General features: G+C 37.7%; 7 protein-coding genes. 5 read left to right on the top strand and 2 right to left on the bottom strand.

Annotated features, from left to right (window positions below; genetic code table 11):
• Nucleotides 1-629 precede the first annotated feature (629 nt).
• From carA to PVV68_RS00990, 5 genes are all read left to right on the top strand, one after another.
• Nucleotides 630-1,826: a glutamine-hydrolyzing carbamoyl-phosphate synthase small subunit gene (gene carA, locus PVV68_RS01010; RefSeq protein ID WP_273719821.1), complete on the top strand. Its 1,197-nt coding sequence runs from the start codon at nucleotides 630-632 to the stop codon at nucleotides 1,824-1,826.
• 346 nt (nucleotides 1,827-2,172) lie between these two features.
• Entirely contained in the window at nucleotides 2,173-3,024 is an 852-nt protein-coding gene (locus PVV68_RS01005; RefSeq protein ID WP_273719820.1) for a DUF1460 domain-containing protein, read from the top strand.
• Between the two features lie 520 nt (nucleotides 3,025-3,544).
• Nucleotides 3,545-7,030 (top strand): carbamoyl-phosphate synthase large subunit, encoded by a 3,486-nt coding sequence (carB, locus tag PVV68_RS01000; protein ID WP_273719818.1) that lies wholly within the window; start codon nucleotides 3,545-3,547, stop codon nucleotides 7,028-7,030.
• A 630-nt stretch (nucleotides 7,031-7,660) separates the two neighbouring features.
• Nucleotides 7,661-7,870, top strand: a complete 210-nt coding sequence (locus PVV68_RS00995) for a cold-shock protein (protein WP_005864850.1) — start codon at nucleotides 7,661-7,663, stop codon at nucleotides 7,868-7,870.
• Nucleotides 7,871-9,008: 1,138 nt separating this feature from the next.
• Nucleotides 9,009-10,211, top strand: coding sequence for a pyridoxal phosphate-dependent aminotransferase (locus PVV68_RS00990; protein WP_273719811.1), 1,203 nt, complete (start codon nucleotides 9,009-9,011; stop codon nucleotides 10,209-10,211).
• 749 nt (nucleotides 10,212-10,960) lie between these two features.
• Here the strand turns inward: PVV68_RS00990 and PVV68_RS00985 are convergent.
• Both PVV68_RS00985 and trxB read right to left on the bottom strand, forming a co-directional pair.
• Nucleotides 10,961-11,866: a LysR family transcriptional regulator gene (locus PVV68_RS00985; protein WP_273719810.1), complete on the bottom strand. Its 906-nt coding sequence runs from the start codon at nucleotides 11,864-11,866 to the stop codon at nucleotides 10,961-10,963.
• A gap of 36 nt (nucleotides 11,867-11,902) precedes the next feature.
• Complete coding sequence (gene trxB / locus PVV68_RS00980) at nucleotides 11,903-12,856, bottom strand: thioredoxin-disulfide reductase (RefSeq protein WP_273719809.1); 954 nt, start codon at nucleotides 12,854-12,856, stop codon at nucleotides 11,903-11,905.
• Nucleotides 12,857-12,958 lie beyond the last annotated feature (102 nt).

The raw sequence follows: 12,958 nt of genomic DNA, 5'->3' as shown, positions 1-12,958 counted from the left end.
CATGATATTTCTAGAATCATGCCATAACTTTACCGATAACCCATAATCTTTCGTCCATTTTTTATAACAAAGCTCTATACATCACTTATGCAATTTCCTTTCTTCAAACTCATAAGAAAGAACGTGCATATAACTTCCATTTCCGCGTATTTTCCTCTTCTAATTTGAAGCAATAATATTCTTTATCAATGCACCTTGCCACCTCACATCATGAAAACCCTCGAGTGAAAACAAATGGTATTTGATAATCATCCATAAAGAATATCATAATCTCTTACCACAGCATATATAAAACAAGGGTAGTAAAATACGCATCATCCTAGACCTTTACAACCTTTTGAAGGCAATACCAATCTTGTTACCCAACAGAAATTTATCATCCAATGTGATTCAAATGAAACGGCATCCCCTAGCCAATTTTATATGTCTTACACAATGCACAAGAAATAATGATCATCCAAACCTTGGAAAATCCAAAACAGGACTTTACCTCTTCACAGAAGATACTTATACTTGTCGTTCTTAGGTGAACCCTTATAAAAACAATATACACAACAGTTGTTATGGTTGTGCTTTTTATGTAACGTTGATCATTATATCTTTCAAAAAATAAATTGTGGACGCACACTATGACACAAACCATCACATCTCTTGATCCTTGGAATATAAATAAACCTACAGCCCTCTTAGTATTAGCCGATGGAACAGTTATTGAAGGGAAAGGAGCCGGTGCTACGGGTATTGCTGAGGGTGAGGTGTGTTTTAACACTGCCATAACAGGCTATGAGGAAATCCTCACAGATCCATCCTATACGCAACAAATTATTAATTTCACCTTCCCTCATATAGGAAATGTAGGGACAAATAGTGAAGATATTGAAGATCTCACTCCTCCCAGCTGTCATGGTGCAATTGGTGCTATTTTTAAGGCAGATATTACCCATCCCTCTAACTACCGTGCCAATGAAAACTTTAATCAATGGCTCAAAGCACGTAAAATTATTGCACTTTGTGGTATTGATACACGCGCACTAACCATTCTTATTCGTGAAAAAGGTGCGCAAAATGCCGTTATCGCACATAATCCTGAAGGGAATTTCGATATCCCTTCTTTACACAAACGCGCGCAGCAATGGTCCGGTCTTGTCAATCTCGACCTTACAAAAGAAGTTACATCTCTATCATCAAGGCAATGGGATGAAAAGCCATGGGAATGGAATAAAGGATATACGAAAAATACTGTGCACAATCTTCACATCATTGCCATCGATTATGGCATTAAGCGTAATATTCTTCGTCTTATGACGATACAAAATGCACGCGTTACCGTTGTGCCCGCCCACACAAGTGCAGAAGAAATTCTAGCAATGAAGCCTGATGGTATTTTTCTTTCCAATGGACCAGGTGATCCAGCTGCTACAGCGCAATACGCTATTCCCACGATTAAAACATTGATTGACCACAATCTACCGCTTTTCGGTATATGTCTGGGCCATCAACTTCTTGCTCTCACGGTTGGCGCGAAAACTATAAAAATGCACCAAGGGCATCATGGTGCCAACCACCCTGTTAAAGATCTTAATACTGGAAAAGTCGAGATTGTCTCGATGAACCATGGTTTTGCTGTAGATAGGACATCTTTACCACAACATATTCAAGAAACACATATTTCTCTTTTTGATGGTTCAAACTGTGGTATCCGGATCATTGGAAAGCCAGTTTTTTCTGTTCAATACCATCCTGAAGCTTCCCCTGGCCCCCAAGACAGTCACTATCTCTTTCAACACTTCTGTGATCTTATTATGAACTATAAAAAAATAGCTTAACTGAATGCTTAATTCATTGGGCTCCTTTCCTCATCAAATGATATCCTCTTGCTATCCTACAAACAGACCTCTTTGCAGTACAATAAATGGCAATCCTACCTCCCTAAAATTACTTTGATAAAAGGCAAAAAAAAGTGTAAAGTCTATTTGAGGTAGGACTGTTTATCTTTTCCATTACCTTGGAAAATATTTTTACCAGCAAGAATTCCAACAGATGAGCATACTCATAAGATAAAAACTATCGTAGCAACAACAAGCGCACCAAAACTCTCCATAAAAGGAGCCACCAGAAAAATAAAATATCGCATCTGCACATATAAATCGCTCAAAGAGAAACATATAAAAAATGATGTATAGAGTACGAAAAATATTCCAATTAGTTTCAATCTTAGTTTTTGCTACAGGATATGATGTTCGGGCTTCTCATACGAACAAAGATATTGCAAAAAACAATATGGAGACACAACAAACAATCAGAGTAAAGCTAGACTCGTATACTTTAGAGAAACTAAATGATCTTCTCAAAAAACGCCCACAAGCAAACCACCATGAAACAGGTGAAATGATTGGCTTACTTTCTGAAGCTTTTTTAGGAACACCATATCAGGCAAACATGTTACATGGTTCAGAAAATACACCGGAAAAACTGATTATTGACTTTAGAGGCTTAGATTGCTTCACTTATCTAGACTATGTTGAAGCATTACGGAAATCAACATCACAAACAGCATTCATTGATGATGTCATACGAACACGTTATGTTGATGGTAACGTTAGTTTTTTAAATCGAAAGCATTTTTTTACTGACTGGGCTTATAAAGAATACAAACTTGCTACTGATATTACCGCCCAAATAAGTCCTAATGCAATAAACATTGAAAAATATCTCAATAAAAAAGCTGATGGTGGAAACTATCTTCCTGGATTACCAGTTGTTAAACGCAATATAACCTATATCCCAAGTAACTTTATTGATGAAGAGGTTATAAGCCATTTACAAACTGGTGATTTCATTGGTATTTATACCAAACTTGCTGGATTAGATGTAACACATGTGGGCTTCTTTATCATGACAGAGCATGGTCCTATGCTACGAAATGCTTCCTCACGAAAAGAGAATAAAAAGGTCGTTGACTCGCCTTTTATGGATTATGTTGCAAAAACACCAGGAATTATTGTTTTAAGAGCTCTCCAATAACCTATGATGAGCTTCCATATATCAATATATGTAGTGAAATTATGAAGATCAATATTTAAATTTGTGTAAGTTATACAATAAAAATTTATTACTTTATTCGTTTATAAACAAAACTTGAAATTTGTAATTATAATTTTTGTAGGAATTTATGCATAACACTTCATTAAATATAAATATTTTTACTAAAAAAATAAAGTAAAAATTATTATAATAAAAAAACACTAACATAGTGATTATGATAAATTATATTATCTTTTATAAGAATTCTTTCTATTTTATTAGAATTTTATCTTAAACATGATCCATATATTATTATTTTTATTAAAGTTTATATTTTTATACACATATAAAGTTGTTCATCCCGCAAAGAAGACATTGACCTCCAACTCTATGAAAAAAAAACATGGAAAAGGCATTTTAGTGCTTACTTTCTTTGTCACTTCACCTATAAAACTATTTTAGCCTTAAAATTTAACTGTCTGCCGCAATCACGTACGGATATTTGTCATAGGGAGAAACCATGCCAAAACGCACAGATATAAAATCTATTCTTATCATTGGAGCAGGACCTATTGTTATTGGGCAGGCATGTGAATTTGACTATTCAGGCACACAAGCTTGTAAAGCATTAAAAGAAGAAGGGTACCGAATTATTTTGGTTAACTCTAATCCTGCCACTATTATGACAGATCCAGATTTAGCTGATGCAACTTATATTGAGCCCATTACTCCTGAAATTGTTGCACAAATTATTGCTCGTGAACGTCCTGATGCCCTTCTACCAACTATGGGAGGACAAACAGCTCTCAACACTGCTTTATCATTAAAGCGTATGGGTATCCTAGACCGCTATCATGTTGAAATGATAGGTGCAAACGCGGATGCCATTGATAAAGCGGAAGATCGAGCTTTATTTCGCCAAGCGATGGAAAAAATTGGTTTGGAAACACCACGTTCTATGTTAGCCAATGCAACAGAACTCAAAGAAGAAAATCGCCGACTGCATGCAAAAACGCGTGATGAACTTAAAGCAAAATTTTCTGGTGATGCACTTGACCAAGCGCTAGAAGAACTTGAGTGTAATTGGCGACAAACAGAAGCAGAACGTAAACAACATTATATCGCACATGCAACAGCAAAAGCAGTTCAAGCTCTTGATATTGTTGGTCTTCCAGCGATTATTCGTCCCTCATTCACCCTTGGCGGTACCGGTGGTGGTATCGCTTACAATCGTTCTGAATTTTATGAAATCATTGAACGCGGACTTGAAGCTTCGCCGACAACAGAGGTTTTAATTGAAGAAAGTGTTTTGGGGTGGAAAGAATATGAGATGGAAGTTGTTCGCGATAAGAACGATAACTGTATTATTGTCTGTTCCATTGAAAACATTGATCCCATGGGTGTTCATACCGGTGATTCGATCACTGTAGCTCCTGCCCTGACCTTAACGGATAAAGAATATCAAACTATGCGCAATGCTTCAATTGCCGTTCTACGTGAAATTGGTGTTGAAACGGGTGGGTCCAATGTACAGTTTGCTATTAATCCCGAAAATGGCCGCCTTATTGTTATTGAAATGAACCCTCGTGTTTCCCGCTCTTCAGCGCTTGCTTCAAAAGCAACAGGTTTTCCCATTGCCAAGGTAGCGGCTAAACTAGCTGTTGGCTACACACTTGATGAATTAAAAAATGATATTACAGGTGGGGCAACACCAGCATCCTTTGAACCTTCTATTGACTATATTGTTACGAAGATTCCCCGTTTTGCCTTCGAAAAATTTCCTGGTTCATCACCTGTCTTAACAACTGCGATGAAATCTGTAGGAGAAGTGATGGCAATTGGACGCACTTTTCAGGAATCTCTGCAAAAAGCGCTCCGGGGGCTTGAAACAGGTCTTACCGGTCTTGATGAAATTACCATTCCAGAACATGCTGAAGGTGATGAAAAAAGTTCCATACGCTCTGCCATTGCAATACCAAGTCCTGATCGTTTGCGCTACATTGCCCAAGCAATGCGCACGGGCTTACCCTTAAATGAAATTCATCAAATCAGCAAAGTTGATCCATGGTTTTTAGGGCAAATAGCCTCCATTATTGAAATGGAACAGCGCATCCGCGCCTATGGCTTGCCCCAAGACGCAGACAATCTACGCATGTTAAAAGCCATGGGATTTTCGGATGCGCGTTTAGCCACTCTTACAGGACAAGAAGCCGATGATATTGCTGCTTTGCGCAAATCACTTAATGTTAAGCATGTTTTCAAACGGATTGATACGTGTGCAGCTGAATTTTCTTCTCCTACAGCCTATATGTATTCGACATATGAAGTTCCCTTTGCAGGTGTAGAACACTCAGAAGCACAGGTTTCTGAACGCAAAAAAATTGCCATTTTAGGTGGTGGACCAAACCGTATCGGACAAGGCATTGAATTTGATTATTGTTGCTGTCATGCTGCTTTTGCGCTCCGTGAGTCCGGTTTTGAAGCTATTATGATTAATTGCAATCCTGAAACCGTCTCGACAGACTATGACACCTCTGATCGTCTTTATTTTGAATCTTTAACAACAGAAGATGTTATCGCTATTTTAGAAACAGAACAGAAAAAAGGTGAATTGGTTGGAGTTATCGTTCAATTTGGTGGACAAACGCCCCTGAAGTTAGCAAGCGCCCTAGAAAAACATAATATCCCCATCTTAGGGACTTCACCTGACGCCATTGATTTAGCCGAAGATAGAGATCGCTTCCAAAAATTGTTATTCAAGCTTCACTTAACACAGCCTAAAAACGGTATAGCGCATTCGATTGATCAAGCACATCTCATCGCCCATGAACTAGGCTTTCCATTGGTTGTGCGCCCTTCTTATGTTTTAGGAGGACGTGCTATGCAAATAATCCGTGATGAGCGTAGTTTGCAAAAATATTTGCTTGAAAATGTAACTGAATTGATTCCAGAGGATATCAAAGCCCGTTATGCAAATGATAAAACGGAACAGATCAATACCTTGCTTGATAAGAATCCACTTTTATTTGATACTTATCTAACCGATGCTATTGAAGTTGATGTTGATTGCCTATCCGATGGAGAAGAAACACTGGTTGTTGGCATTATGGAACATATTGAAGAAGCTGGTATCCATTCTGGTGATTCGGCATGTTCTCTACCAGTACATACGCTTCCCAATAAAATTGTCGTTGAATTGGAACATCAAACTAAAGCATTAGCACAAGCACTTCATGTTCATGGCTTAATGAATGTACAATATGCCATTAAAGATGGCACAATTTACGTCTTAGAAGTTAATCCCCGAGCCTCACGTACTGTTCCATTCGTCGCAAAAACGATTGGTCGCCCTATTGCTAAAATAGCAGCGCGTATTATGGCAGGAGAAACGCTTCAAAAAGCTCTTCAAGCTTATGGAGGCTTACCTTCTCCTCAACAAAAACCACATATTGCTGTCAAAGAAGCTGTTTTTCCTTTTGCACGTTTTTCAGGTGTCGATACGCTTCTTGGTCCAGAAATGCGTTCAACTGGTGAGGTTATGGGACTTGATTATGAATTTGCCCTTGCTTTCGCTAAAGCCCAACTTGGAGCCGGTGTTGAGCTCCCAAAGGAGGGAACTTTGTTCGTTTCTGTGAGAGATGAAGATAAAGAACACATCTTAAAACCCGTGAAACTTTTAACGAAACTGGGATTTTCTGTTTTAGCAACAAGTGGAACACAAAAATTCCTAACCGAACATCATGTAGAAGCAGAAAAAATTAACAAAGTTCTAGAAGGACATCCTCATATTGAGGACGCCATTCGCAATCGACAAATTCAATTAATTTTCAATACAACCAGCACGCCCAGTGCCATCTCAGACTCCAAATCATTACGCCATGCCGCACTCATGCAAAAAGTTCCCTATTATACAACAATAGCTGGAGCACAAGCTGCAGTGGAAGCTATCAAAGCACTTAAAAACAGCCACCTTGAAGTACGTTCACTACAAAGTTATTTCTCTTGATTTTTTCACTATGGGGAAACATAAGCAATGCGTTGATTGATAATGATAATTCATTATTTTGCAACTTGAATGGGAGACTTTGATACCATAGAATTTTTTCATTTTAAATCTGTATATGTTGCATAAATTAAAATCACTTGTGCACACATCACAAGCGGCATGCGCATATAAACCAAAAGGCTTAAAGAGAAAGAATAAAAATACCTCGCACGAATCGCCTCAGCTGCTGAAGATAACCTGCAATATTGGCAGCTGATAAAGAATATGATGGTATCGTCTTGCCCCTTCATAAAGGTAAAGATGGTGATATGATTTTACCATTATACCATTCGCAGATACCATTATAAAATGGGCTTGAATACCTTAAAAGATATACCTTTAAACAAACATATGAATAGTCCCTTTATATTTTCTTGCAACCTTTTATTTGTAAAAATACCGATTAAGGCTTGCTTTTTATCCCAAAGACTTTTATATTAAGTTTCATCGAACTTTCGGTTATGTGACTTTCTTTCCTGTGCATTCTGCACTTTCGGCGAAACTTCTCCCACCTAATTTCGATTTAAAACCGTATAGAAGCACTTTGTGACTTCAGTACATAATACAATTATATATTCTAAGGAGTTTCCTATGTCTACAGGAACAGTTAAGTGGTTTAATACAACAAAAGGCTTTGGTTTCATTCAGCCGAGTGATGGAAGTGCAGATGTCTTTGTACATATTTCCGCTGTTGAACGTTCTGGTTTAAACAATCTTAATGAAGGACAAAAAGTTTCTTATGATGTTCTTCAAGATCGTCGTTCTGGAAAATTTGCCGCTGGCAACCTTGCAGCGCTTTAATTTTTAAAATTCTGCTACATATCAATACAAAATCCTCGCCTTCAGGGGCGAGTTTTTTGTTTCTTGCAAAAGCACAATTGATCTTTATAAAAAGCACTGGCTTTTGATATTACACAATAATCTAAAATCTAAGCTATTCTTGTTTTTCCCTTTAAATCTTTCATAACCACCACGAACGGCTTTTTTACAAAATCTTCATAGACATCATAGATTCTGTACTTGAAACGAAATTTCTCGAAATCTTAAGCCAAAAGAAAATTAAAAAATGATATAAAAATCCCGTAAAAGAAGCAGTTTTTGAATCGCAAAAAAGACATCTTAATTATTGATTTTATTAAAAAAAACGTTCGACAGAATATCCATTTTACATGATAACATATTGATTTATAACCATAACTATATCTTTGCAGAATGAATAAAAAAAACTAAACATCATAAAATTTCCTTGATTAAAACGCACTTATATTGAAACAATCAAAGCCATTTCCTTGCACATCACCAGAAGAGTTTGCATATGAATAAAAGCAGGAAAAATACTCCTTATGAAAGCTCTCAAAGACAAAAATTGTTTGCGACATGAAAACCATGCAAAATCCCCTTCATTCTTTTAAAAACTCTTCATCATAGCTATGCGAGATTTTGTGATTTGAACAAGAAAGAAGGGCTGAGATGAGCACAGACAAAAGCATCATCCATAAACAATTTACACTGATAGCCCTTGGCAAGTTCTCCTAAAATCTTGATTCTAGCCCTTTTGTCTGACATCAAAATACATAAAATATTTATGGATATTAAGCCTGCGGAAAGAAGAAAATCTCACCATTAATTTCTCATTTTTAAAATAAATATCTTCAATAAAACGATGAGAAAGATTTCTGTCTTTACACCAATCACAGCAGTTTTCCCAATAAATCACACATCTCTTGCAAATCTCTACTCTTAATATAAGTTTTCTCTCTGATAATATTCCTTTTCTGTAAGTGGAATATTACCACTTATCCATCTTTAGCTCAAATTTTACTTAAGTTATACAAAGCCTCACAATTTCCCTGCAATTTTTTATTGCATACCAAGCAATCTCTTATAGAATGCTTTCAAATGAACAATCATTTGCTGATATCATATAAGGATTAGAATTATGGCTTTCATTGCCGATCGGCTCTCCCGTATCAAACCTTCTGCAACAATTGCTGTTTCCCAAAAAGCACGTAATTTGAAAGCGTTAGGGCGTGATGTTATTGCTTTAAGTGCAGGAGAACCGGATTTTGATACACCCGATAATATCAAAAATGCTGCTATTGAGGCTATTCGACGTGGTGAAACAAAATATACACCCATATCCGGTATTCCAGAATTACGCCAAGCAATTGCAACAAAATTTAAAAGAGAAAACAATCTCATTTACCAACCAGAGCAAATTATTGTTGCTACCGGTGGCAAACAAATCCTTTTTAATGCATTGATGGCAACTTTAAATAAAGGGGATGAAGTCATCATTCCATCCCCTTATTGGGTTAGTTACCCAGAAATGGTTACCCTCAACGAGGGGAGAGCTGTTTTTATAGAAACAAAAGCCGAATTTTCTTATAAACTTCAACCGCAAGAGCTAGAAGCAGCCATTACCCCAAAAACGAAGTGGTTCATCTTTAACTCGCCTTCAAATCCATCTGGTGCCGCTTATACGCATGACGAATTAAAAAAACTAACAGATGTTCTCGTAAAATACCCGCATGTTTATATCCTCACCGATGATATCTATGAACATCTAACATATGAAGGTTTTGTTTTTGTCACACCAGCCGAGGTGGAACCACAGCTTTACGAGCGCACACTCACAATGAACGGTGTTTCTAAAGCCTATGCCATGACGGGTTGGCGGATTGGTTACGCAGGTGGACCACGAGAATTAATTAAAGCCATGGATACCATTCAAGGGCAACAAACATCTGGTACCAGTTCTATTTCTCAATGGGCTGCCGTTGAAGCACTCAATGGTCCACAAGGTTTTATAGCTCAAAATAAAAGTATTTTCCAAACACGCCGTGATCTTGTCGTTTCCATGTTAAACCAAGCTCCCGGTATTAACTGTCCAACACCAGAAGGAGCCTTTTATGTTTATCCTTCCTGTGCAGAGCTTATCGGAAAAAAAACACCTGAAGGTAAAGTCATCACGAATGATGAAGATTTTGTCATAGCACTTTTGGAGGCAGAATCAATCGCTGTAGTCCATGGCTCTGCTTTTGGACTTGGACCTGCTTTTCGTATTTCTTATGCAACATCAGAAGAATTACTTGCAGAAGCTTGCTCACGTATTCAACGCTTTTGTAATAGTTTGCTTTAAAATACGCTGCTTGTCTATCGTTACAATTTTCTTACCCACTAGTCTCTCTGAAAGATTTTTGGCTGTTGGACTATAGTGAAAACAAATGGATTCTACAGAAAATATCTATGGGGAAAACTGCGCAATAACTTATACCAAGAACGGAATAAAAGAAATAGCCCTCTTCACACGAGTGAGATAAAAATATAAGTCATTAAAAAATGATGTTCTTATCAAGTATATTTCTATCTTTTTTCTCCCTCATGAAAACTTATACTGTTGGCTATTTTTACTCTATAAGCAAACATAACTCTTGTCGAATTTTACAGTGAGCTTCAATGATGACCACAATGCTTGTAAAGTATACATCCTCAACGAAAATCATAACATTAAACAAAATTGCGCACTACAAATACCACGCCTTTCACGCCAACCTTTTGTCTTTTGAAATGGTCATAATAATCCCAATATTTTTTCCATCATACAATGTGCCTAGAACTTTTTGAGCTTTTGATCATCTTTGAAGACATCCACATTGTTAGATAGAAGCAAGAAACTAAAAAAAAGCCGGACAAATGTCCGGCAAATTTAGAAAATCCCCAGAGATAAAATCAATCTGACAGATCTTCGTAAGGGAACACTCAAGAAAATGCAATGGGAGGCAACATAATCAAGAGATAGCCTTCTATGTCATTTTATAAGAAAAAGTACAATAAAGACTTATGCGCACCTGCTATGCATTAAACACATAGCTCTTCAAGAGTGCTTCATTAAAAAGACCACTGACGTGCTTTTAAAAAAATATAATCTCGAAAAGCATTTAGCTTTGCCAAATTCTTTAAAGCATAAGGATAACAAAAAAAGGTATCAAAAGAAGGAATATCCACCATATCAGGGAAAAGACGCACAAGACGCTCATCATTATTGACGATATAATCAGGAAGCACCGCAATACCAAGATCACGCATAAGCGCATTCTTAATTGAAATAATATTGTTGATTCGCAGAACTGAAGAGCGCAAAGATCCATCACTTCTACCAGCCTTTTCCAGCCAATTTAAACCAGACAAATAATGTGGAACAGGTTCACCAAATGAAATAATACGATGCGCATCAAGTTCAGATAACTTTTCTGGTTTACCATAATTTGCAAGATAGTTTTCCGAAGCATAAACATGCATATGAATTGTAAAGAGTTTTCTTTGGATAAGATCGGGCTGCTGAGGTTGATGGAGACGAACGGCACAATCTGCATGACGCATTGTTAAATCAAGTTCTTCATCAGAAAGCAAAAGCTGAATCCGCATATCAGGATAAAGACTTAAGAATTCTGGCATACGCTCTGCAATCCACCCCGCCCCCATTCCGAAAGTCGATGTAACCCGCAAATGTCCCGTTGGTTTTTCACAACTTTCACTTAATTGCGATCGGACATTTTCAAGCTTCATCAAAACATCATGCGTTGTTCGATAAAGAATTTCACCCTGCTCGGTGAGAATCAAACCACGTGCATGACGCTGAAACAGGGGCACCCCTACCTCTTGCTCTAAAGCTGAAACTTGTCGTGAAACGGCTGATTGAGATAAATGAAGCCTTTGAGCAGCATGGGTAAAAGAACCAGCTTCTGCGGCGGCATGAAAAACCCTTAACTTATCCCAATCCAATGGTGACGCCACAAACTCACCTCTTATTTTTTACTTTTTCAATAAATGTTATGCTTTTAAATCTAAAAAATGTTCTGCTTCCAATGCCGCCATGCATCCCCTTCCCGCTGCCGTTATAGCTTGGCGGAATGTTTCGTCTGTGACATCACCAGCAGCAAAAACCCCAGCAATACTTGTTGCCGTTGAATCTGGTTCTGTCCATAAGTAACCGCCTCTTTTTTGTTTCAGTTGCCCCTCAAATAAAGAAACAGCGGGATCATGCCCAATGGCAATAAATATTCCCTCTGCATTCACCTTCATTTCTTGACCGGTTCTAATATTTTTAAGACGTGCACCTGTTACAACAGCTCCCTTTGAATCTTGGGCTGGTACACCAACAATTTCTTCTACAACATGATCCCAAAGAACACGTACATTATCGCGAGCAAATAATCTATCTTGCAAAATTTTTTCTGCCTTAAAATAACCACGCCGATGAACCACACTTACACTTTTAGCCAAATGCGATAAATAAAGAGCTTCTTCAACGGCTGTATTTCCCCCCCCTACAACAATGACATCTTTACCACGATAAAAAAAACCATCACATGTAGCACAAGCAGAAACGCCTCCTCCCATAAAAGTCTGTTCACTTTCCAGACCAAGCCAGCGCGCCTGTGCCCCCGTTGCAATAATAAGGGCATCACAACAATATTGCGTTCCAGAATCTCCATATAAGGTAAAAGGATGCTTCAATAAATCAGCCTTTGTAATACTATCATAGATAATTCTTGTCCCCATATTTTCAGCTTGTTTTGCCATTTGTTCCATTAACCACGGTCCTTGAATCGGATCAGCAAAACCTGGATAGTTTTCCACATCAGTTGTAATCGTCAACTGCCCCCCCTGCTGCAAACCAGTAACTAAAACGGGCTTGAGCATTGCTCTTGCCGCATAGACCGCCGCTGTATAACCAGCTGGACCAGAGCCAATAATAAGCAGGCGAATATGCGATTGTACCATAGAATCCCCTTACACTTTTTCTTACTTAATTATTCTATAAACTATAATGAAATGCAGCCTTTAAAAAAAAATTTCAACAGCCTAAATTATGGTATATATGTA

The organism is Bartonella sp. ML69XJBT, assembly GCF_028618515.1.
GTDB lineage: Bacteria > Pseudomonadota > Alphaproteobacteria > Rhizobiales > Rhizobiaceae > Bartonella.
Note: the sequence above shows the minus strand (reverse complement) of the source record. Positions and strands in the feature narration are given on the sequence as shown.

Bases quoted from the DNA above. Each gene is read 5' to 3' on its own strand.
- carA (WP_273719821.1), top strand. From the start codon at position 630: ATGACACAAACCATCACATCTCTTGATCCTTGGAATATAAATAAACCT.
- PVV68_RS01005 (WP_273719820.1), top strand. From the start codon at position 2,173: ATGATGTATAGAGTACGAAAAATATTCCAATTAGTTTCAATCTTAGTT.
- carB (WP_273719818.1), top strand. From the start codon at position 3,545: ATGCCAAAACGCACAGATATAAAATCTATTCTTATCATTGGAGCAGGA.
- PVV68_RS00995 (WP_005864850.1), top strand. From the start codon at position 7,661: ATGTCTACAGGAACAGTTAAGTGGTTTAATACAACAAAAGGCTTTGGT.
- PVV68_RS00990 (WP_273719811.1), top strand. From the start codon at position 9,009: ATGGCTTTCATTGCCGATCGGCTCTCCCGTATCAAACCTTCTGCAACA.
- trxB (WP_273719809.1), bottom strand. From the start codon at position 12,856: ATGGTACAATCGCATATTCGCCTGCTTATTATTGGCTCTGGTCCAGCT.